Origin of the sequence: Qipengyuania flava, assembly GCF_019448255.1 — a bacterium.
Classification (GTDB): Bacteria; Pseudomonadota; Alphaproteobacteria; order Sphingomonadales; family Sphingomonadaceae; genus Qipengyuania; species Qipengyuania flava_A.
This window is the reverse complement of the sequence record NZ_CP080410.1, coordinates 2,280,236-2,302,118: the sequence shown is the minus strand read 5'-3', so window position 1 is coordinate 2,302,118 and position 21,883 is coordinate 2,280,236. Positions and strand designations below refer to the sequence as shown.

The following is a 21,883-nucleotide window of genomic DNA, read 5'->3' as shown; positions in this document are numbered from 1 at the left end:
TGCGTTCTGCGCCCGGCGCTGATAGGCATCGGCGCAGCGAATTCGACCACTTCGGGGGATCATGAGCGGCAGCGGCGAGTATTTCGACGAAATGCACGAGGCCGACGGCACCGTCCGCGGGGCTTACGACGGCTATTGCCAATGGTTCGACGAGCAGGAAAACGCCCTGCTGCGGCGCAAGCACGCCGAGGCGGAGACCAACTTCCGCAAGACCGGCATCACATTCAATGTCTATGGCGAGGACGAGGCCGAGGAACGGCTGATCCCGTTCGACATGGTGCCGCGCGTCATCACGGCAGCCGAATGGCGCAAGCTCACCCGCGGGATCGAGCAGCGCGTCTCCGCGCTCAACGCCTTCATGCACGATCTCTACCACCGGCAGGAGATCATCCGCGCAGGCCGCATCCCCGAGCGCCTGTTCCGAAACAACGAAGCCTGGCTCCCGAATATGGTGGGCTTCACGCCGCCGGGCGGGGTCTACACCCATATCGTGGGCATCGACCTTGTGCGTACCGGGCCGGACGAATTCTACGTCCTCGAAGACAACGCGCGCACCCCCTCGGGTGTGAGCTACATGCTCGAAAACCGCGAAACGATGATGGAGATGTTCCCCGAACTCTTCATGCGCGTACCGGTAGAGCAAGTGTCCGACTATCCGCGCCGCCTCGCCAAGAGCCTAGCGGCCTGTGCGCCGGCCTGCACGAAGGGCAAGCCGACCGTCGCGGTGCTGACACCCGGCATCTACAATTCGGCCTATTTCGAGCACGCCTTCCTCGCCGACCAGATGGGCGCGGAACTGGTGGAAGGCAGCGACCTGCGCGTCATCGACGGCCGCGTCGCGATGCGCACGACCAGCGGCTACAAGCCCCTCGATGTGATCTATCGAAGGGTCGACGACGATTTCCTCGACCCGCTGACCTTCAACGAGGACAGCGTGCTGGGCGTGCCGGGCATCATGGATGTCTACCGTTCGGGCGGGGTGACGATTGCCAATGCGCCAGGCACCGGCGTTTGCGACGACAAGGCGATCTATTCCTTCATGCCGGAGATCGTCGAATTCTACACCGGCGAGAAGCCGCTGCTTCCCAATGTCGAGACCCACCGCTGCGCCGACGAGGACGTGCGCGCCTATGTGCTCGACAACCTGCCTGAGCTGGTGGTGAAAGAAGTGCACGGATCGGGCGGCTACGGCATGCTGATCGGCCCGACTGCCTCGAAGAAGGAGATCGAGGCCTTTCGCAAGAAGATCGCCGCGAAGCCCGAAAACTACATCGCCCAGCCGACGCTGGCGCTCTCGACCTGCCCGATCTTCACCAAGAAGGGGCTTGCCCCGCGCCATGTCGACCTGAGGCCCTTCGTGCTCGTCTCGCCCGACAAGATCGATATCACGCCGGGCGGCCTGACGCGTGTCGCGCTCAAGAAGGGGTCGCTGGTGGTGAACTCCAGCCAGGGCGGCGGCACCAAGGATACATGGGTGCTTAAAGACTGATGCTGGGTAGGACCGCCAACGGACTGTTCTGGATGTTCCGCTATCTCGAGCGGGCCGAGAACACTGCGCGCCTGCTCGATGCGGGACTGCGCATGGCTCTCACCCGCGATCTGGTGACGGCGGAGGAGGAATGGCGTTCGGTTATGTCGACCGCCGGCCAGCGCGCGGCCTACGAAGCAAAGCATGGCACCTACACCGGCATGCAGGCGTGGAACTACATCCTGCGCGACAAGGAGAACCCGTCCTCGGTCCGCGCCATGTTCGGCGCGGTGCGCCAGAACGCTCGCCTCGCCCGCAACGCCATCAGCGGCGAATTGTGGGAAGCGATCAACGAGAACTGGCTCGAGATCGAGGACCAGCTGGCGCGCCCGGTCGGCGAAAACCGCGTGATGGACGTGGTGGCCACGATCCGCCGCGCGGGGACCATGGCGCATGGCGCGATGGAAGGCTCTATGCTGCGCGACGAAGGCTATCACTTTGGCCAGGCCGGAACCTTCCTCGAGCGCGGCGACAGCATCGCGCGCATCCTCGACATCAAATACTACCTGCTGCTGCCCTCGCTCTCCTATGTCGGGTCGAGCCTCGATACCGGCCAATGGGACCAGGTGCTGCGCTCGGTCTCGGGCGACAGGGCCTACCGGTGGCTCAACGCCGGCCAGATCGATTCGCGCGGGATTTGCGAATTCCTGATCCTCGACGATTGCTTCCCGCGCAGCCTCGCCTTCTGCCACCGCGAGCTGCGCGACAATCTCGCTGCGCTGGCCCGGCTGCATGGGACCGAAGGCGAATGCAACGCGCTGATGCGCGATGCCGACACGCGCCTGTCCGACCTCACCATCGATGACGTCTTCGACCAGGGGCTGCACGAGTTCCTCACCGGCTTCATGGCGTCAAACGCCGCGATCGGGAATGCGATCGCCACTGACTACCGGTTCCTTGCCTGATGCGCCTCTCGATCCGCCATACGACCCGCTACCGCTTCGAAACGCCCGTGGTGCACGCGCTGCAGCGGCTGCGCCTGACACCCAAGGAAACGCAGGGGCAGGAAATCCTCGATTGGGAAATGGAATACGAGCACGCCCATCCCGAGCTGACCTACGAAGACCAGCATCACAACACGGTGACGCTGGTCGCGGTGGAGCAGGGCGCGCAGGAAGTCCGCGTTACCTGCCGCGGTACGGTGGACACGCATGACCATGCAGGCGTTATCGGTCGCCACGCCGGGCACCTGCCCTTGTGGAGCTTTCTTGGCCAGACCGACCTGACGCGGCCCGGCCCGGGCATGCGCACGCTCGCTTCGGAAGTCATGAAGGCCGACGAGGACCGGATCGACGCGCTGCACCGCTTATCGGCCGCCATTCTCGACAAGGTGGCCTACAAGACCGGGACAACCCATTCGCGCACGGCGGCCGAAGAAGCCTTCGCGGCTGGAAACGGCGTGTGCCAGGACCACGCGCATATCTTCATCGGGATCGCGCGGTCGCAGGGCATCCCGGCGCGCTATGTCAGCGGGTACCTGATGATGAACGATCGGGTCGAGCAGGAGGCAGGCCACGCCTGGGCCGAAGCCTACGTCGACGAGCTCGGCTGGGTCGGATTCGACATTTCCAACGGTATCAGCCCCGATGCACGCTATGTTCGTGTTGCCACGGGCCGCGATTACCGCGATGCGGCACCGGTGACCGGAATTAGCTTCGGCGGCACCTCGACCGTGCTCGAAGTGGACGTTGCCGTGGAGCAGCAGCAAGTGCAGCAATAGCGCTGCCAGAAGGAACCGACCAACATGACCTATTGTGTGGGATTGATGCTCGACAAGGGCCTCGTCCTGATGAGCGATACGCGTACCAATTCGGGCGTCGACAACATCTCCGTCTTTCGCAAGATGTTCACCTGGAACGTGCCGGGCGAGCGCATCATCACGGTGATGACCGCCGGCAACCTCGCCAGCACGCAGGCGGTGATCAGCCAGCTCGAAGAACGGATGAAAGCGCCCGACGAGCGCGACAACATCCTGCTGCAATCGCCCACCATGTTCCAGGTGGCGACCGAGATCGGCAAGCTGCTGCGCACGATCATTTCCGAACGGCAGGACGCCAACGGGGTGAAGGGCAGAGGCCGCTTCACGGCCTCGATCATCGTGGCAGGCCAGATCGCCGGCATGGAGCCACGACTGTTCATGGTCTACCCGGAAGGCAATTTCATCGAGGCGAGCCAGGACACGCCCTTCTTCCAGATCGGCGAGACCAAATACGGCCGCCCGATCCTGATCCGCGGCTATGACCGGACCATGAGCCTCGAAGATGCGGTGAAGCTGGTCATGGTGAGCTTCGATTCCACGCTCAAGGCCAACTTGTCCGTCGGCCTGCCGCTCGACCTGCAGGTGATCGAGCGCGAAGCCTTTGCCGCTTCGCACGAACGCCGGGTGACGCACGAGGATCCGTACTTTCAGGCGATCTCGTCGAGCTGGGGCGATGCGCTCAAGAACGCGTTTCACTCGCTTCCGGACTACCAGTTCGGCCCGGACGAAAAGAAGTAGATCGGTTTCGGATCGAATGGAAAGCCTAGGAAATCCGGGGGGTTCCCGGACGTTGCTCGGTTAATCTCCGCATAGGTAGTGACCCGAATTCACCGACTCGGATCGTGGGTCCATGGGGATGTCCATGGAACAGCAGCAAACCCTCCACATCGTCGGTGGCTCGAGCCGTTCCCGAGCGGAACAGGCCCATCTGGGCTTCGATCTTGGCCACCATTGTGAAATCTACGCCGACGCGGCGGAACTGACCCAGCGTCCCCCCGGGCAGGGCGTCGTGCTGGCGCGCGACGACCCTGCCGATGGCGGGGCCGCGCGGGTCCTTCGCGGGCTTTCGGTCGAAGGGGTGTGGCTGCCCGTTGTCGCCACATCGCCCGACCCGCGGCCCGGGAACGTGGTCGCGGCGATCAAGGCCGGCGCGCTCGATTACATCAGCCTCCCCATCCGGCCCGAACGATTGCAGCAGGCCCTTTCTCGCATATCCCGCGAAGCCGATGCCTACGCCGCCACCCGCCGCAAGATGGTCGAAGCGCGCAGCCGGATCGCCAATCTCTCCCCCCGCGAGCGCGAAGTGCTCGACTGGCTGACCGAAGGCTGCAGCAACAAGGTGATCGCGCGCGAACTGCACATCAGCCCGCGCACCGTGGAAATCCACCGCGCCAACATGATGAGCAAGCTGGGCGCTGAGCATCCCTCGCAGGCGGTGCGCCTCAAGATCGAAGCGCATCTCGATGGCGGGTCGCAAGTGGTGATGGGCTAGGGCTTCGGCCCCGGCCACCTAGCGGCAGTAATTGCCGTCGCCGTATTCCAGGTGGAAATGGTCGTGGTGGGCCTTGTTGTAATCGGGGCCCAGGACGGTGCCGAAGCGCTTGCAGGCGCTGCGGTGGATCACGCGCAGGAACTCTCGTTCATCGCGCGAAGCGTTCCAGCCGGCCTTCACTGATACGCGCCGGCCATCGGCCAGCACGAAGGCAGCGACATCGATCGCCTCGGCCCGCGAATGGGCGCTGCGGCGGGCGGTGCCGGCGACATTGCGGCAGGAATAGCTGCCCATGGTCTCGATCCGCTGGAGCGGGCTGCCGAGGATCTGCTGCGCGGCGCGATCGACCCCGTAGCGCGCCCAGGCGGCGAAATTGTTGGCCAGCGGGCAGGCAACCGCGCCGAGGTTGGTGACCGTAAACTGGTGGCGATCCCCGCCGACACCGTCCAACTTCACGCTGTTCCGGGTCGAGCAGCCTGCGCCATAGAAACGGTCGGGCAGAGGGGCGAAGCGCGAGCCGGTCTTGCCGAGCTCCGCATGGCACTGGCGCGCATCCGGAGCGACGGCGGTGACGGTCTGCGAGCCCGATGTGCGGCCCGCCTGTTCCGGCGCGTTCGAAGAAGGAATTGCGCCGCATCCCGCCAGAGTGAGGAGAAGAAGAGAGAGAACGGGATGCGGTCGCATGCCCGTACTTTCACCGAAACATGGTTAATTTTTCGCTAACGCCCTTACGGCAAGGCGCGGGCGAGGCGTTTTCTGCCGGTCTATTCGGGCGCTTCGACCTGTTCCCACAGCTCGATCTTCACCCCGTCGGGATCGAGGATCCAGGCGAACTTGCCGTAGCCTTCATCGACATGGCCAAGGATTTCGACACCCATCGCGCGCAATTTCGCGACCATGCCGTCGCAATCGTCGACGCGCAGGTTGATCATGAAGCCGCCGCGCCCAGGCTTGATGTATTCCTCATCCGTGAAGTGGCTGATGAGCGAATAGGGCTTGTCGCCGGTTTCTTCCGACCAGTTTAGCTGCGGGCCGTATTCGCCATCGATGCCGAGCGTGTCGCGGTACCAGGCCCGCGTCGCCGCCGGGTCCTTCACCACGTAAAAGACCCCGCCCAGACCTGTCACCTTCGCCATCGCTCTCTCCTCTTCTTGCGCGGGCTCCTAGTACCCGCTCGCCTGCCCGTCCTTGCGCATTTCGGTCGCACCGGTCAGCACGCCCGTTTCCGGGTCGCGGGCAATCGCCTGGTAGCCGCCGAACATGATGCCGTTGTCGACCACCTCGACCTTGTGGCCCATGGCGCGCAAGGCCTCGATCGTCTCGGCCGGGATGCCGGGCTCGACATAGACCGTACCGAGCGGGTCGGCGCTGGGGCCGGTCAGCGCCTCGGTCGGCTGGCGGCCGCCATCGTGGTTGAAGCGCGCAGCATCGCCCGCTTCCTGCAGGTTCATGCCATAGTCGACGATGTTGACGAGGATCTGCACATGGCCCTGCGGCTGCATCCCGCCGCCCATCAGGCCCAGGGTCATGTAGGGCTTGCCATCCTTCTTCACGAAGGCCGGGATGATGGTGTGGAAGGGCCGCTTGCCCGGCTCGTAGGCGTTGGGGTGCGCGGGATCGAGGCTGAACAGCTCGCCGCGGTCCTGGAACATGAAGCCGGTGCCGGGCGCCACCAGCCCGCCGCCCATGCCGCGGTAATTCGACTGGATGAGGCTGACCATCAGTCCCTCACCATCGACCACCGTCATGTAGGTGGTGTCGCCGGGGCCTTCGAGCTTGGGTTCGCCGGGACCGAATTCGGGCGTGGCCTTGGCCGGGTCGATAAGGGCGAAGCGTTCGCGGCCGTATTCCTCGCTCAGCAGCGCTTCGGGGAAGGGCGCAAAATCGGTGTCGGCGTAGAAGCGCGCGACATCGGCGTAGGCGAGGCGCTTGGCCTCAACCATGTAGTGCAGCGCTTCGGGGCTACCGCGTTCCCATTGCGAGAGGTCGATGTTCTTGAGGATGTTGACCATCTGCAGCGCGGCAAAACCCTGCCCGTTGGGCGGCAGTTCGCACAGCTCGTAGCCGTCCTTGTATTCCGCGCAGGCAGGCTCGACCCAGTCGCTGGTGTGGGTGGCGAAATCCTCGCGTGTGAAGGCGCTGCCCTGTTCCTGAAGGTAGCCGACCATGACGTCGGTCATGGCTCCATCGTAGAAGGCATCGCGGCCCTCGCGCCCGATGGCCTCCAGCGTGTTGGCAAGGTCGGGATTGGCGAACATCTCGCCCACTTCGGGCGCGGCGCCATCGGCGAACCAGACCTTCTTCGCGTTCTCGAATTCGAAGGGATAGGCTTCCTGCCGCGCGGTATAGGCGCGCAGCGCACGGTCGAGATACATGCCGATCACTGGCGCAATCGGATGGCCTTCGCGGGCGTAGCGCACGGTCGGGGCGAGGATATCGGCCATCGAAAGCGAGCCGAACTTCGCGTGCATGGCGAACCAGGCGTCGACCGTACCGGGGATGGTCACCGGCAGCGGCCCGACCGGGGGCAGGGCATCCGCCCCGTCCAGCTTTTCGAGCAGTTGGTCGAGCGTCTGGCCCTTGGGGCTGCGGCCCGATCCGTTGATGCCGTGCAGCTTGCCGGTCTTGGGATCGTAGATGATCGCGTAAAGGTCGCCGCCGATGCCGTTGCCGGTCGGCTCCATCAGGCCGAGCGCGGCGTTGGCTGCAATTGCTGCATCGACCGCGTTGCCGCCGGACTTCAGGATATCGAGCGCGATCTGCGTTGCGAGCGGGTGGGCGGTTGCCGCCATGCCGTTCTTCGCGACCACGGGGCTGCGTGCCCAGTTTGCGCCCACCGGACGCCCGCCGCCGCCGATCTGTTCCTCGACCGAAGGCGTCTCTGCCGCCTCCTGCGCCTGCGCCGGAGTGGAGGTGAGGGCGAGGGCCGCTACGCCCGCCAGTATCGCTCGCATGTGTGTCTCCTCTGTTGGGAGACGGTGTGGCGAAGCCGGGTCAGGCTGGCAAGGGGCGCTCGCCCGTCGCGGTGGCCTTGCTGACCAGCCAGATGGCGAGCCAGGCGGCGATGAAGCCGGGGACGATCTCGTATAGCCCCTGTTCCATGCCCGGCAGCTGCGCGTTCCAGCCCAGCGCAATCCACGCCATCACGACGGCCGCCCCGGTCACCAGCCCTGCCACTGCGCCCGCGCCGGTCATCCGATCCCAGGTCAGCGAGAGGATGATGAGCGGGCCGAAGGCCGCGCCAAAGCCTGCCCAGGCGTTGGAAACGAGGCCCAGCACCTGGCTTTCGGGATCGCTCGCAATGGCGATGGCGGAAAAGGCGACCAGCGCCACGCAGACGCGGCCGACATTCACGCTCTCGCGTTCCGATGCGTTGCGGCGGAAGAACAGCTTGTAGAAATCCTCGGTCAGCGAGCTGGAGGCGACCAGCAGCTGCGAGCTGATCGTCGACATGATCGCAGCGAGCAGCGCGGCCAGCAGGAAGCCGGTGATGATGGGCGAGAACAGCAGGTTTGCGAGCACGATGAAGATCGTCTCCGGATCGTCCACCACGATGCCGTTGCGCTCCACGAAGGCGCGGCCTGCAAGGCCGATGCCGATCGAGCCGATGAGCGCGACACCCATCCAGGTCATGCCGATGGTGCGCGCCGGTTTCACCTTCTCGACCGTGTCGATGGCCATGAAACGCACGATGATATGCGGCTGGCCGAAATAGCCGAGCCCCCAGGTGACGGCGCTGACGAACCCCAGTGCGGTAAGGCCGGCGGTCAGGCTGAGGAAGCCGTCGACCGGCACCTCGGTCAGCGATCCGCCCGCACTTCCGCCTTCGCCGAACATCACGACCAGCGGCATGACGACCAGCGCCACGACCATGATCAGGCCCTGGACGAAATCGGTGAGGCTGACGGCAAGGAAGCCGCCCACCATGGTGTAGGCCAACACGACCCCGGCGGTGATCCAGATGCCGAGCATGTAGTCGCTCATGCCCACTTCGCCGAAGAGCCCGGCAAAGCTGGTCTCGAACAGCTTGCCGCCGCCCACGAGACCCGCCGCAGTGTACACCGCGAAGAACACCACCACGATCAGCGCGGACACGACCCTCAGCGCCACCGCCTTGTCGGGGAAGCGGTTGGCGAGGAATTCGGGGATCGTCAGCGCGTTGCCGTAGCTTTCGGTCTGCGCGCGCAGGCGCGGGGCGACGATGTACCAGTTGGCGAGGGCACCGATAAACAACCCGATACCGATCCACGCTTCGACAAGGCCGCTTGCGTAGAGCGCGCCGGGCAGGCCGAGCAGCAGCCAGCCGCTCATGTCGGAGGCACCGGCAGAGAGCGCGGCAACCGCAGGGGGCAGGTTGCGCCCTGCCAGCAGGTAGCCCTCGCTTGTGTCGGTCGAGCGCTTCCAGGCCCACAGGCCGATCGCGATCATGAGAATAAAGTATAAGGCGAGCGAAATATATGTACCGGTCTGCATGGCGCGCCACCTAACAGACTGCCCTGGCGCTGGCCACCGTAGCGGCCGCGCGCCACCTCAATCGGTATCGGGCCAGTCTGCCGGATCGATGATCTGCTGCGCGCGCGCCTTGTCGGCCTCGCTCCAGCCTTTCCACGCACCCGAAGAGCGCTTGATGGTCTTGTGGCCGCGCACGATGGGATCTTCCGCGCCGAAGTTGTGGGGTTTTTCCCCGAAGGCCAGCATATCGGCGTGCCAGGCGAGGCCCAGTTTCGCGAGCGCCGGGGCAAACTCGCCTTCCGGGTTGTCGCACAGCGCAGAGTAGCGCACCGAAGCGCAGCGATCAGCCGCGCTCTCGGCAAAGGCGCGCATGGCCTCGAAATTGCGCCGGACATAGAGAAGCGCCGCGCCGAGGAGGTCGTCCTCGCCATCGAGCTGCCATCCGCGCTCGGCGAGCGAATGGGCCGCGTCCCACGGGTGCCGCCAGACAAGGAGGTAACGGGGGCGCTGCGCAAACAGCGCGTCGATCGCGTCGACACCTTCGGTGTAGGGCGGGGTCTTGTCGGCCCAAACCGGCTTGCCCTGCGCGATGCGGAAGGCCTCGTGCAGCTCGCCGGCCTTGCGGGCGAGGTCGGCTACGGCCGCGGGGCGGTCAAAACCAAGGCCCTCGTATCCGGCGAGCACATCCGGATCCTGCGCCATGCTGGCGTACTGGCTGATGAAAAAGCTTTCGGGCGGGCAGGCAATCTCGGGATGCGAATTGAGCATCCGGCGGACAAGCGAGGTGCCCGATCGCATCGGCCCGAGCACGAACAGCGGGTGCTGGCATTGCTCGTGCTCGCCCAGCACCACAGCGTGCTGCTGGACCACCATGCGCGGGCGGCCCACATAGCTTTTGAAGCGGTTCCAGGTCCGGCGCAGCGACGGCATGGGATGCACCTATGCCGCGCTGCAATCCGAATGCAAGCCGCAGGCCCGATCAGCCCTGTGCGGCGCGCTTGGCGCGCTTGCGCTCGTGCGGGTCGAGGATGGCCTTGCGCAGGCGGATGCTTTCCGGCGTCACTTCGACCATTTCGTCATCGTCAATGTAGGCGATGGCCTGTTCGAGCGTCATGACGCGCGGCGGGGTGAGGCGGATGGCGTCGTCCTTGCCGGTCGAACGGAAGTTCGTCAGCTGCTTCGACTTCATCGGGTTCACTTCGAGATCGTCGGGCTTGGCGTTCTCGCCGATGATCATGCCTTCGTAAATCTTCGCCTGCGGGCGGATGAACAGCTCGCCGCGCTCTTCCAGCGCGTTGAGCGCGTAGCCCACCGCTTCACCCGGAACCATCGAGATCAGGACGCCGTTCTGGCGGCCTTCGATCGGACCGCGGTAGGTGTCGTACTTCTCGAACAGGCGGTTCATGATACCGGTGCCGCGCGTGTCGGAGAGGAATTCGCCGTGGTAGCCGATGAGGCCGCGCGAGGGGGCGGAGAAGGTGATGCGGGTCTTGCCCTGGCCCGAGGGGCGCATTTCGGTAAGCTCGGCCTTGCGGCGCTGCATCTTCTCGACAACCGTGCCCGAGTGTTCGTCGTCCACGTCGATGACGACCGTTTCGAACGGCTCCATGCGCTGGCCGTTCTCTTCACGGAACAGCACGCGCGGGCGGCTGATGCCGAGTTCGAAGCCTTCGCGGCGCATCGTTTCGATCAGCACGCCGAGCTGGAGTTCGCCGCGCCCGGCCACTTCGAAGCTGTCCTTGTCGTCGCTTTCGGTGATGCGGATGGCGACGTTGGTTTCGGCTTCGCGGTAGAGACGGTCGCGGATCATGCGGCTCGTCACCTTGCTGCCTTCGCGGCCGGCAAGCGGGCTGTCGTTGACCGAGAACTGCATGGCGAGCGTCGGCGGGTCGATCGGCTGTGCGGCGATCGGTTCCTTCACCGCCGGATCGGCAATGGTGTTCGACACGGTGGCCTTTTCGAGACCTGCGAGCGCGATGATGTCGCCAGCCTCGGCGTGGTCGACCGGCACGCGGTCGAGCCCGTCGAAGCTCAGCAGCTTGGTCGCGCGGCCGACTTCGATGACATTGCCATCGGCGTCGAGCGCGTGGATCGGATCGTTGACGTCGATCTTGCCCGACTGGACTCGGCCCGTGAGCACGCGGCCCATGAAGTTGTCGCGATCGAGCAGCGTGGCAAGGAAGCTGAACGGCGCTTCGGTGTCGAGGCCGGGGGCGGGCACGTGGTCGACGATCAGCTTGAACAGCGGTTCGAGGTTGCCTTCGCGGGCGTGCTCGTCGTCGCTGGCGTAGCCATCGCGGCCCGAAGCCCAGAGCGAGGGGAAGTCGAGCTGGTCGTCGTCGGCATCGAGGCTGGCGAACAGGTCGAACACTTCGTCGAGCACGGCCTGCGGGCGCGCATCGCCGCGGTCGATCTTGTTGACGACCACGATCGGGCGAAGGCCGAGGGCGAGCGCCTTGCCGGTGACGAACTTGGTCTGCGGCATCGGGCCTTCGGCGCTGTCGACCAGCAGGATGACGCCATCGACCATCGAGAGGATGCGTTCGACCTCGGCGCCGAAGTCGGCGTGGCCGGGCGTGTCGACGATGTTGATGCGCGTGCCGTTCCATTCGACGCTGGTGCACTTGGCGAGAATCGTGATCCCGCGTTCCTTTTCCAGGTCGTTCGAATCCATCGCGCGCTCTTCGACGCGCTGGTTTTCGCGGAAGGTGCCCGATTGGCGGAAAAGCTGGTCGACAAGGGTGGTCTTGCCGTGGTCGACGTGGGCGATGATCGCCACGTTGCGCAGGTCGCGGGACATGGATGTGTGCTTTCTGTTAGCGTGCCGTAGCGTCAACGCTTGAGCGGCACGAGACGTTTCGGGCGCGCCCCTACCTTAGATGCTGCATTGCGGCAAGATGCTCCTGTGTAACGCGAAAACCACACCGGTCGTACCAGCTAATGCGCTCGTCGGGTAAACGCTTGAGAGGTACTGCGAGTCTGGTACCTCGCCGCCCGCTTGCGTGCTTTTGGGGGATTGCGCAGCAACCCGAAAATACGTCTTGAGAGAAGAGGACCTTTCATGAAATTCACGACCTTCGGCCGCACCGCGACCGTGCGTACCACTCTGCTTGCCGGCGCCGCAGTGCTCGCGCTTCCGACCGCCGCCCAGGCGCAGGATGCCGGCACCGATGACGAAGAGGTTGCAGCACCCAGCACCGACAACGTCATCATCGTTACCGCTACCAAGCGCGAACAGACCCTCCAGGAAACTCCCGTCGCTGTCAGCGTCACGACCTCGGAAACCATCGAGCGTGCGCAGATCCGCGACATCGCCGATCTTTCGACCGTCGTTCCCTCGCTGCGCGTGAGCCAGCTGCAGAGCGCGTTTGCGACCAGCTACTCGGTTCGCGGCTTCGGCACGGACGGCAACAACATCGGCCTTGAACCCTCGGTCGCCATGTTCGTCGACGGCGTCTATCGCAGCCGTGCCATCGCCCAGATCTCGGACCTTCCCGACATCCAGCGCGTGGAAGTCCTGCGCGGCCCGCAGTCGACCCTGTTCGGCAAGAACGCCAGCGCCGGCGTGATCTCGATCGTCACCAAGGAGCCGCAGTTCGACTTCGGCGGCATGGTCGAAGCAAGCTACGGCAATTACGACGCCATCGTCGCCAAGGGCTACGTCACCGGTCCGATCAGCGATTCGATCGCCTTCAGCGCCGGCGCCGGCATCAACAAGCGCGACGGTTACCTGACCAACGGCGTGAACGGCGAAGACATCAACGACCGTGACCGCTGGTTCACCCGCGGCCAGCTGCTGTTCGACAACGGCGGCCCGCTGCGCGTCCGCGTGATCGGCGACTACGACAGCATCGAAGAGCGTTGCTGCGGCGTCGTCAACGTGCGTCCCTCGGCCGAGATCGGTGCGATCCAGCTGCTCGGCGGCCGCGTCAACGATTTCCAGAACAACCCCGATGGCGACGTTGTCTTCACCGATGTCGACCCGATCAACCGCATCGAGAACTACGGTATCTCGGGCCAGATCGAATACGACTTCGGCGCGGTCAGCGTGACCTCGATCACCGCCTATCGCGAAACCAGCCTGATGGCCGACCAGGACGTCGACTTCACCAGCTTGCCCGCGGTGACCGGCGCCAACATCGGCGATGCCGACATCAACACCTTCACGCAGGAACTGCGCATCGCATCGGACTTCGACGGTCCGTTCAACTTCCTGCTTGGTGCCTACTACTTCGACGAGCGCGTCGATACGTCGGACAGCATCGTCTACGGCCCGGGCTTCCGCCCCTATGCCGACCTCCTGCTGCAGGGTGCCACCGGCGGCACGCTTAACGCGGCTACGCTGGAAGGCACGATCTCGGCACTGACCGGCCAGAACTTCACGAACCAGTTCTTCGCCACCGGCCAGGGCTTCTTCAACAACATCGTCCAGGACAACGAAGCCTTCTCGATCTTCGGCAACGTCGATTTCGAGATCACCGACGGCCTCGTCCTGACGCTGGGTGGTAACTACACCAAGGACAAGAAGCAGATCGTCACCAACTCGGTGAGCACGGACGTGTTCTCGAACGTCGATCTGGTCGCAGTCGGCAACACCGCGATCTTCGCTGGAGCGTTCCAGCAGGGCGTGGCGCAGCAGGTTTGCCTTGCCGCTCCGGCAGGCTTCTGCGCGGGTCCGCTCGCTACGGACGCTGAAATCGCAGCCTTTGCTGGCCTGAGCCCGGCAGGCTTCGCCGCCATCCAGGCCGGTGTGCAGCCGGTGGCACAGGCGTTTGCCGATGCGAACGACACCAACCCGGCGGTCAACCCGCTGCTGGCACTGACCCCGTTCCAGTTCCTGCCGCCGCTGCAGAACTGCCCGAACTCGGTCGAAAGCTGCTCGACCAACGACGACGATGTCAGCTGGAACGTGCGTCTCGCTTACGAGATCTCGCCCAACCTGAACATCTACGCCAGCTGGGCGACGGGCTACAAGGCGCCGAGCTTCAACCTGTCGCGTGACAGCCGTCCGCTTCCGGCCGACTTCGCTGCGCTCCAGGCTGGTGGTCTTGCCGTCACAAACCTGCGTCCCGGTACGCGTTTCGCGAATGCCGAGAACTCGGAAGTCTTCGAAATCGGCCTGAAGGCCAACTGGGACCGTGCGGCTGCAAACCTCACGATCTTCCAGCAGTCGATCAAGGACTTCCAGGCGAACGTCTTCACCGGCACCTCGTTCATCCTCGCCAACGCGGGTGAGCAGGAGACCTTCGGCGTCGAATTCGACGGCCAGTTCTTCGCCAGTGACTCGCTGACGCTGAACGTCGCGCTGACCTACCTCGATGCGCAGTACAAGAGCTTCCCGAACTCGCCGGTCGGCGACCTGACGGGTGAACAGGTTGCGGGCGTGCCCGAACTGTCGGCCGTGTTTGGCGCTCAGTACGACAAGGAAGTGAACTCGAACGGCGATCGCATCATCCTGCGCGGCGACTTCTCCTACCAGTCGCCGGTCCAGATCCTCGATGGCCTGACGAACTTCATCGTCACCGATCCGGCCACGGGTATCAGCGACTTCGCACCGGCCCGCGCCGCTGCCTCGCAGTTCAAGCGCGAGGTGAACAGCCTGAACGCCTCGATCACCTATGCCTTCGACATGGGTCTCGAAGTGACGGCTTGGGCGCGCAACCTGCTGGACGATCGTTACATCACCACGATCTTCCCGGCTGTTGCCCAGGGCCAGGCCATCTCGGGTTACCCGAACCAGCCGCGCACCTACGGCGTGGCCGCTCGCTTCCGCTTCTGATCGGAACGCGACAATCGAACAGGGGAAGGGGGGCTTCGGCTCCCCTTTTCTTTTGCTTAGTGTCCGGGCGGGTCGGGCCAAGGGGGTTACGCTGGCCTGCTAGCGGGCAGGCCCATAGCACGTCATCAGGCAGCCTGGCCCCGCCACGCTTGCGCGGCGAGGCATTCCGGCGGTCCTTGAAGAGAACGGCGGGTGCTAGAGCGCCCTCAGCGCCTGCGCGGGCTTGGCCCTCAGCAGCGGGAGCGAGGCGCCCAGTGCGAAGGCCAGCACCACAGCGATACCCAGGCCCAGCACGGCGAGGATCTCGCCCCAGTCGGGCAGCCAGTCGAATTCGAACAGCTGCGTGACGACCAGCCAGGCGGCAAGGCTGCCGATGCCCAGCGCCACGAAAGCGAGCGCGCCGGCGAGCACCACGTACTCGATCAGCTGCATCAGCAGGATCTGCCGCCGGTCCGCGCCCAGTACGCGCAGCACGACGGTGTCATAGGTGCGCGCGGCGCGGGCTGCGGCAATGGCGCCCAGCAGCACGGCAAGGCCGGCCAGTACGGCCACGCTCGCCGCGGCAAGCGTTGCAACGCCGACTTGCTCAAGGATGGTGCGCGCCTGTTCCAGCACGCCGCCGACTTCGATCACCGAGGTGGAAGGCAGGGCAGCGACCAGCGATTGCAGCAGTGGCCCGGTGGGCGTGCCTTCGCTCAGCTCGACCGTGGCCGCGAGATTGTGCGGCGCATCGCGAAGAGCGTTGGGGCTGAACACGAAGACGTAGTTGAAGCCCATGCTCTCCCAGTCGACCATGCGGGTGTTCGCCACGCGAACCGTGCGTTCGATGCCCAGGACGCCAAAGGTCATGGTGTCGCCGATTTCGAGCCCTGCGGCCTCGGCAAAGTCCTCATCCAGCGAAACCAGCGGTTCGCCCTCGTAGAACGGGCCCCACCATTCGCCGGACGTCAGTTCGTTGCCTTCAGGAAGTGTGTCGGAATAGGTAAGGCCGCGCTCGCCGCGCAGGGCCCAGGCCCCGTCGGGAATCTCGGTGAGGTCGGCGGTGCGCGTCATCGCGCCTTCCGGACCATAGGCGAGCACCGTTCCGCGCAGAGCGGGGACCGTGCGCCAGCTCGCCTCAGGATCGGCTTGCTGGATGAGCCCCTCGAATTCCTCGACCTGCCCAAGCGGGATATCGAGCACGAAGTAGTCGGGCGCCTGGTCGGGCACGCGCTTCTCGATATTCCCGTCGAGCGCGCTCTGCACCCCGGCGAGCAGCACGAAGGAAGCAAGGCCGAACCCAAGCGCGGTGACGAGGGCTCCGGTCGATGAGCCGGGACGGTGAAGGTTGGCGAGCGCGTTGCGCGCGACCGGGCTGCTGGGGCGCGGGAGTGCGCCGGCAAGCTTGCGAATGCCTATTCCCAGCAGCGCCAGCAGGCCGAGAATGGCCGCCGCGCCCGCAAGGAAGCTTCCCGAAAGGATCGGCCGCTCGGCCGTGATCAGCGCCAGCGCGACAATCGCGGCCAGCCCGCCGCCGACCAGCATCAGCGCCTGCGGATCGCGCGCCAGCGGGGCAACACGCGCGCGCATCAGCGCCATGGCCGGGAAATGCCGCGCGCGCAGCAGTGGCGGGGCGGCGAAGACCAGCGCGACCAGCATGCCGTAGGCCAGCGCGAGCAGGATCGCGCCCGGATCGATCACAAGCCCGCTCGAGACGGGGAGCAATCCCTGAAGCGCCGCGCCGAGGATCGGCACCAGCGCCACGCCGACCACGATCCCGGCAAGGCTCCCGGCGAGCGACGCGGCGACGATCTGAAGCGCGTAGATGCGCGCGATATCGGTGCTGCTTGCGCCCAGGATCTTGAGCGTCGCAATGCCCTGGCGCCGCGCGTCGAGATAGGAGGTGACGCCCCCGCCAATGCCGATCCCGGCAATGACCAGCGCGGCAAGGCCGACAAGGGTGAGGAATTCGCTCATCCGGCCGACGAAGCGGTCGGTCCCGGGGGCGGCGCGGTCGGCGGTGTCGATGTCGAACCCGGCTTCGGGGAATTGCTCCTCCAGCGCTTCCTCGGTCGCCTCGAAGTCGCGCGTGGTGTCGAAGCGCACGCGGGTTTTCGACTGGTACATCGACCCCGGCGCAATCAGGCCGGCCCGCGCGGGCAGGTCCTCGGCCACGATGACCGTGGGACCGAGCTGGAAGCCTTCGCCAAGCCGGTCGGGCTCGGTCTCGATGATGCCGCCAACGCTCAGCGTCTGCGTGCCGATGGCGATGCTCTCGCCCGGTTCGGCGCCCAGGCGGTCGGCCGCGCCCTGCGACAGCCAGGCCTCGTTCGGGCCCGGCGCGCCCACAGAGCGCCCGTCGGTGAGGGTCAATTCGCCGTAGAGCGGATAGGCGCCGTCAATCGCTTTCAGCTCGATAGGCGCGGCCTGCTCGTCATAGCGGGCCATGGCCTGGAGGCGTGTGCCGGACGAGACATCGCCCAGTTCTTCAAGGGCGGCGCGTTCCTCCTCGTTGAGGCCGCGCTGCCACAGTTCGATCTGCATATCGCCGCCGAGATACTCCCGGCCGTTGGCTTCGATCTCGCGCTCGATCGCTGCGGTCAGCGAGCCGATGGCGGCCAGCGCCCCGGTGCCGAGGAAGAGGCAGACGAGCAGCAGGCGCAGGCCGCGAAAACGCGCGTTCAGATCGCGCCGCGCGATGCGCCAGGCAGTGCCCCAGCTCATGCGGCGGCCGCGCTTGCCGCGGTGTCGCTGGCGATGCGCCCGTCGCCCAGCTGGAGCACGCGCCCGCAATGTTCGGCCAGTTCGGGATCGTGGGTGATGACCAGCAGCGTTGCGCCGGTTTCCTCGCGGCGCGAGAACAGCAGCTCGACGATTTCGTGGCCGGTCGCCGCATCGAGGTTGCCGGTCGGCTCGTCCGCGAAGACAAGGGCAGGGCGCGGGGCGAGCGCTCGGGCAATCGCCACGCGCTGCTGCTCGCCGCCCGAAAGCTGCTGCGGATAATGATCGAGCCGGTGGCCGAGGCCGACCGCTTCGAGTTCGGCCTTGGCGCGTTCCTGCGCATCGGTCGCGCCTGCCAGCTCCATCGGCGTTGCCACGTTTTCAAGCGCCGTCATGGTCGGCAGCAGGTGGAAGGCCTGCAGCACGATGCCGATACGCCCGCGGCGGGCATGGGCCAGCGCGTCCTCGTCCATGGCGGCGAAATCCTCGCCTGCCACTTCCAGCGTGCCGCCGGTCGCGCGTTCGAGGCCGGAGAGCACCGCCATGAGCGAGCTCTTGCCTGAGCCGGACGGTCCGAGCAGGGCAACGGTCGATCCGCGCGCGATATCGAGGTCGATACCGCGCAGGATTTCGACCGGCGCTTCGCTCGTGCCGAGGGTGAGGGTAAGGTTACGTGCGGAAATCGCGGGTTGAGAGTTTGTCACGAGGCTGCGATGGCATGGGGGCAAAGGTTGCACAAGGAAACTCGCCGATGCGTCTGAGGCATTTGTCGATAATGGTAATCGCTTTCACCCTCGTCTCCTGCGGGACGTCAGAGGACGTCGCGCCGGTCGAAGGCAGCGCGGCTGAGGCCCCTGAAGCCGTAGCGGATATCGTGGTGGAGGGTCCCGAACGGCGCATCCTAGCCTTTGGCGACAGCCTGTTCGCAGGCTACGGCCTTGAAGAGCAGCAGGGCTATCCCGAACAGCTCGAAGACGCGATGCGCGCGCGCGGCATCAACGCGCGGGTGATCGACGCGGGCGTTTCGGGCGACACCAGCGCGGCGGGTCGCCAGCGGCTCGCCTTCACGCTGGACGCGCAGGAGACGAAGCCCGACCTCGTTCTCCTCGAACTGGGCGGCAACGACATGCTGCGCGGCATCCAGCCCGACCAGACCCGTGCCAATTTCGAAGCCATGCTGCAGGAACTGCAATCCCGCGAGATCCCGGTGCTGCTGATGGGCATGCGCTCACCGCCCAATTACGGGCCGGAATACCAGCAGCAGTTCGACGGCCTCTATGGCGACCTCGCGCAGGAATACGGCGCGTCGCTGGTGCCGTTCTGGCTGGAGAGCATTTACGAGGACCCGAGCTTGTTCCTCGAAGACCGCATCCACCCGACGGCCGAAGGCATCGCCGCGCTGGTGAACGATACGGTGGATGACGTTGAAGGTGCGCTGCCGACCGCCGACTAGGCGCGTTCGACGGCGCCGCCGCTTACCCGCCAGATCGCCGCTTCGCCGGCAATCGTGCTGAAGGGGGCGGGCTCCGTGCCCGTCATCCAGACCTGTGCCCCACTGGTGCGCAGCTGGTCGAACAGCGCCGCGCGGCGGACCGGATCGAGATGGGCTGCGACTTCATCGAGCAGCAGAAGACTGGGACGCCCGCGCGCGGCCAGCGCAGCGTGGGCGAGAGTCATGGCAACGAGCATGGCCTTCTGCTCGCCGGTTGAGCTTTGCGCCGCTGGAACACGCTTGGCGGCGTGGATGACTTCCAGCTCGTCGCGGTGGGGGCCAGACAGGGTGCGCTGCGCCGCGCGGTCGCGCGCGCGGTTATCGTAAAGCGCCTGGCTGAGGCCGTCGGCGTGATCGGGTGCGCCGGGCTGGTAGGTGAGGGCCGGGCGGGCAAAGGGTTCCGACGGCATTTCAGCGAGCCGCACCGCCAGCGTTTCGACCAGCCGCGCGCGGCCCTGCATCAGCGCCGAGCCATGCTCGACCATTTGCGCCTCGATCGCGTCGAGCCAGGCGCTTTCCGGCTCGCGCATGTCGGACAGGAGGCGGTTCCGCTCACGCAGGGCGCCTTCGTAGCGCGCGGCGTGGGCTGCGTGCGCTGGGTCGAGCGCAAGCGCGAGGCGGTCCATATAGCGCCGACGGTCGCCCGCCGGCCCTGTAAACAGGCCGTCCATGGCAGGGGTAAGCCAGGTGACCGCGAGCCATTCGCCGAGCCGGGTCGCGGGTGCTTCCGCCCCGCTGATGCGCACCTTGCGGCGGCCGGGGTGCGCGCTCTCGGAGTAGGTGCCCAAACGGATAGTTGCGCCGTCCTGCAATAAATCTGCACCCACAGTGAAACCATTTGCGCTGTCGCTGCGAACAACATCGGCAAGTGCGGCGCGCCTCAATCCGCGGCCGGGCGACAGCAGCGACAGGGCTTCCAGGATATTGGTCTTCCCCGCGCCGTTTTCGCCCACCAGCAGGTTGAAGCGTGCCGTGCCCGACAGGTCGGTTTCGGCATGGTTGCGAAAGTTGGAAAGGGCAATTCGATCGAGCGCCATAAGCGCTTCGGGCGATAGCGCGGGTGGCCTTGCGCCGCCACTTGAAACGCCAGTTTCCAAAAGTTGGGAAAATATCCCAACCTTTCGGATTGATGAACGAAGCCCGGACCTGCTGTTCAGTTAAGAATGGCTGAAATCCGCCATTTTTCGAGTTTGGCACGCCCATTGCATTGTATTGGGCATCCCGGATGGTCCGGGACAAAACGAACCAAGGATCAAGGAGTTACCAAATGTCTGTTCTCGACTACGCAAGCAACAAGGCCGTCGCAGCCGTCTTCGCTCTCAGCGTCTCGGCAATGTTCATGGCCGCCGCCATCGTCCCCGCAAGCCCCGCAGGTCTGATCGCCTGATTGCCGGCAAAACCCCACACAACGCTTCTCTAAGGAAAGGAACTATGTTTAGCTCGGACAACAGCAGCAAGCTTTTCGCCGCTGCCTTCTCGCTGGCCCTCTCGGCCGCTTTCTTCGCCACGGCCATCATCCCGGCCTCGCCCAATGGACTGATCGCATGAACGACCTGAAGTTCCGTGAAAACGACCACGCCGTTCGCCCCGCCAAGAGCTTCGCGCTCGACCGCAGCAACGGCAAGCTGATGGGTGTCTGCTCCGGCATCGCCCGTTACTTCGGCATCGACGCCACCTGGGTCCGCCTGGGCTTCGTCGCAGGAGCGCTGCTCGGTTTCGGCAGCTTCATCCTGATCTACCTGGCAATCGCCCTGATTGCCGACTGAGCACGGCCGAACGCCAGACCGACCCGGTTTTCATTCGGGCGGCCGTGCCCACCAGAACTGAGAAAACCGGGAGGGGCCATCGGGCCCCTCTAGTGATTCCGGCCTAGACTTGCATCTGGGCCAGGCGAGTTACATCGCCGAAATGCCGCCATCGAGCTTGAGCTCCGCACCGGTCATGAAGCGGCTTTCGTCGCTTGCGAGATAGACCACTGCGTTGGCGATATCGTTGGGTTCGCCCACGAACTTCAAGGGGATCTGCCGCGCCAGCTTGTCCATCAGCACACCCTTGTCGAGATTGTGGTTCTTCGCCGTCCCGTCGAGGATGGGCGTGTCGACGAAGGTCGGGTGAACCGAATTGCAGCGGATCTGCATGTTGTTCTTCGCGCAGTGCAGGGCGATCGATTTCGACAGCATCCACACGCTCGCCTTGGAGGCGTTGTAGGCGGGCATGGTGTCGCTGGCGATCAGGCCGGCGATGCTGGAGATGTTCACGATCGAACCCGGCGCGTGTTCGCGCATCAGCGGCAGCGCCTTCTGGCAGCCGTGGAAGATCGAATCGACATTGACCGCAAAGCAGCGCTTCCAGTCGTCGAAATCGCAGGTCTCGATATTGCCGCCAACGCCAATGCCGGCGTTGTTGACGAGGACGTTGAGCCCGCCGATCTGCTCGCGCGCCGCGTCGACGGCGGCTTCCCAGGCCTGAGGATCGGTGACGTCGTGCTGGATCGATGCGGCCGTGCCGTCACCCAGTTCGGCGTTGATCAGCGCAGCGGTTTCGGCAGCCCCATCGCCGTTGATGTCAGTGCACAGCACCCGCGCGCCTTCTTCGGCGAGCCGCATCGAATGCGCCCGCCCCAGTCCCTGCGCTGCGCCCGTCACCAGTGCCAGCTTGCCTGCGCACCTACCTGCCATAAC

The 21,883-nt window shown here is 65.4% G+C and carries 20 protein-coding genes; 10 read left to right on the top strand and 10 right to left on the bottom strand.

Annotation, left to right across the window (positions count from 1 at the left end):
* Positions 1–61: 61 nt before the first annotated feature.
* From KUV82_RS11445 to KUV82_RS11425, 5 genes are all read left to right on the top strand, one after another.
* Positions 62–1,489: a circularly permuted type 2 ATP-grasp protein gene (locus KUV82_RS11445; RefSeq protein ID WP_219954396.1), complete on the top strand. Its 1,428-nt coding sequence runs from the start codon at positions 62–64 to the stop codon at positions 1,487–1,489.
* Entirely contained in the window at positions 1,489–2,433 is a 945-nt protein-coding gene (locus KUV82_RS11440) for an alpha-E domain-containing protein (protein ID WP_219954395.1), read from the top strand. The genes KUV82_RS11445 and KUV82_RS11440 overlap by 1 nt, the downstream gene beginning before the upstream one ends.
* Complete coding sequence (locus KUV82_RS11435) at positions 2,433–3,248, top strand: transglutaminase family protein (RefSeq protein ID WP_219954394.1); 816 nt, start codon at positions 2,433–2,435, stop codon at positions 3,246–3,248. Before KUV82_RS11440 ends, KUV82_RS11435 begins: the two co-directional genes overlap by 1 nt.
* Positions 3,249–3,272: 24 nt before the next feature.
* Positions 3,273–4,025, top strand: a complete 753-nt coding sequence (locus KUV82_RS11430; protein WP_219954393.1) for a proteasome-type protease — start codon at positions 3,273–3,275, stop codon at positions 4,023–4,025.
* A gap of 124 nt (positions 4,026–4,149) precedes the next feature.
* On the top strand, positions 4,150–4,779 hold the full coding sequence (locus KUV82_RS11425; RefSeq protein ID WP_219954392.1) for a response regulator transcription factor: 630 nt from the start codon (positions 4,150–4,152) through the stop codon (positions 4,777–4,779).
* Between the two features lie 18 nt (positions 4,780–4,797).
* On the opposite strand, the gene KUV82_RS11420 is transcribed toward KUV82_RS11425, so the two are convergent.
* The 6 genes from KUV82_RS11420 to typA form a co-directional block, all read right to left on the bottom strand.
* Complete coding sequence (locus KUV82_RS11420) at positions 4,798–5,463, bottom strand: extensin family protein (RefSeq protein WP_219954391.1); 666 nt, start codon at positions 5,461–5,463, stop codon at positions 4,798–4,800.
* 80 nt (positions 5,464–5,543) lie between these two features.
* Positions 5,544–5,915 carry a VOC family protein gene (locus tag KUV82_RS11415; RefSeq protein WP_219954390.1) on the bottom strand — a complete coding sequence of 124 codons (372 nt, stop codon included), beginning with the start codon at positions 5,913–5,915 and terminating at the stop codon, positions 5,544–5,546.
* A 27-nt stretch (positions 5,916–5,942) separates the two neighbouring features.
* A complete protein-coding gene (gene ggt, locus KUV82_RS11410; protein ID WP_219954389.1) occupies positions 5,943–7,733 on the bottom strand; it encodes a gamma-glutamyltransferase in 1,791 nt (596 codons plus the stop codon).
* 40 nt (positions 7,734–7,773) lie between these two features.
* Positions 7,774–9,252, bottom strand: a complete 1,479-nt coding sequence (gene putP / locus KUV82_RS11405; protein WP_219954388.1) for a sodium/proline symporter PutP — start codon at positions 9,250–9,252, stop codon at positions 7,774–7,776.
* Positions 9,253–9,309: 57 nt separating this feature from the next.
* Positions 9,310–10,161 carry a sulfotransferase family protein gene (locus tag KUV82_RS11400; RefSeq protein WP_219954387.1) on the bottom strand — a complete coding sequence of 284 codons (852 nt, stop codon included), beginning with the start codon at positions 10,159–10,161 and terminating at the stop codon, positions 9,310–9,312.
* Positions 10,162–10,210: 49 nt separating this feature from the next.
* Positions 10,211–12,031, bottom strand: coding sequence for a translational GTPase TypA (gene typA, locus KUV82_RS11395; protein WP_219954386.1), 1,821 nt, complete (start codon positions 12,029–12,031; stop codon positions 10,211–10,213).
* A 261-nt stretch (positions 12,032–12,292) separates the two neighbouring features.
* On the opposite strand from typA, the gene KUV82_RS11390 reads away from it, so the two are divergent.
* Positions 12,293–15,010 carry a TonB-dependent receptor gene (locus tag KUV82_RS11390; protein WP_219954385.1) on the top strand — a complete coding sequence of 906 codons (2,718 nt, stop codon included), beginning with the start codon at positions 12,293–12,295 and terminating at the stop codon, positions 15,008–15,010.
* Between the two features lie 195 nt (positions 15,011–15,205).
* Here the strand turns inward: KUV82_RS11390 and KUV82_RS11385 are convergent, their stop codons facing one another.
* Positions 15,206–17,713 (bottom strand): ABC transporter permease, encoded by a 2,508-nt coding sequence (locus KUV82_RS11385; protein WP_219954384.1) that lies wholly within the window; start codon positions 17,711–17,713, stop codon positions 15,206–15,208.
* On the bottom strand, positions 17,710–18,414 hold the full coding sequence (locus KUV82_RS11380; protein WP_219954383.1) for an ABC transporter ATP-binding protein: 705 nt from the start codon (positions 18,412–18,414) through the stop codon (positions 17,710–17,712). The genes KUV82_RS11385 and KUV82_RS11380 overlap by 4 nt, the downstream gene beginning before the upstream one ends.
* A gap of 71 nt (positions 18,415–18,485) precedes the next feature.
* Here KUV82_RS11380 and KUV82_RS11375 point away from each other — a divergent pair, with 71 nt between their 5' ends.
* On the top strand, positions 18,486–19,163 hold the full coding sequence (locus KUV82_RS11375; protein ID WP_258319737.1) for an arylesterase: 678 nt from the start codon (positions 18,486–18,488) through the stop codon (positions 19,161–19,163).
* On the opposite strand, the gene recF is transcribed toward KUV82_RS11375, so the two are convergent.
* Positions 19,160–20,239 (bottom strand): DNA replication/repair protein RecF, encoded by a 1,080-nt coding sequence (gene recF / locus KUV82_RS11370; protein ID WP_219954381.1) that lies wholly within the window; start codon positions 20,237–20,239, stop codon positions 19,160–19,162. The two genes, KUV82_RS11375 and recF, sit on opposite strands and share 4 nt — an antisense overlap.
* Before the next feature lie 230 nt (positions 20,240–20,469).
* On the opposite strand from recF, the gene KUV82_RS11365 reads away from it, so the two are divergent.
* Genes KUV82_RS11365 through KUV82_RS11355 form a run of 3 tightly spaced genes read left to right on the top strand, consistent with a single transcriptional unit; the run spans position 20,470 to position 20,968 of the window.
* The gene (locus KUV82_RS11365) at positions 20,470–20,589 is read left to right on the top strand and encodes a recombination protein F (RefSeq protein ID WP_219954380.1); all 120 of its coding nucleotides are present in this window, start codon (positions 20,470–20,472) and stop codon (positions 20,587–20,589) included.
* Between the two features lie 44 nt (positions 20,590–20,633).
* Positions 20,634–20,750, top strand: a complete 117-nt coding sequence (locus KUV82_RS11360) for a recombination protein F (RefSeq protein ID WP_219954379.1) — start codon at positions 20,634–20,636, stop codon at positions 20,748–20,750.
* The gene (locus KUV82_RS11355; RefSeq protein ID WP_219954378.1) at positions 20,747–20,968 is read left to right on the top strand and encodes a PspC domain-containing protein; all 222 of its coding nucleotides are present in this window, start codon (positions 20,747–20,749) and stop codon (positions 20,966–20,968) included. The genes KUV82_RS11360 and KUV82_RS11355 overlap by 4 nt, the downstream gene beginning before the upstream one ends.
* Positions 20,969–21,097: 129 nt before the next feature.
* Here the strand turns inward: KUV82_RS11355 and KUV82_RS11350 are convergent, their stop codons facing one another.
* Entirely contained in the window at positions 21,098–21,880 is a 783-nt protein-coding gene (locus KUV82_RS11350) for an SDR family oxidoreductase (RefSeq protein WP_219954377.1), read from the bottom strand.
* Positions 21,881–21,883 lie beyond the last annotated feature (3 nt).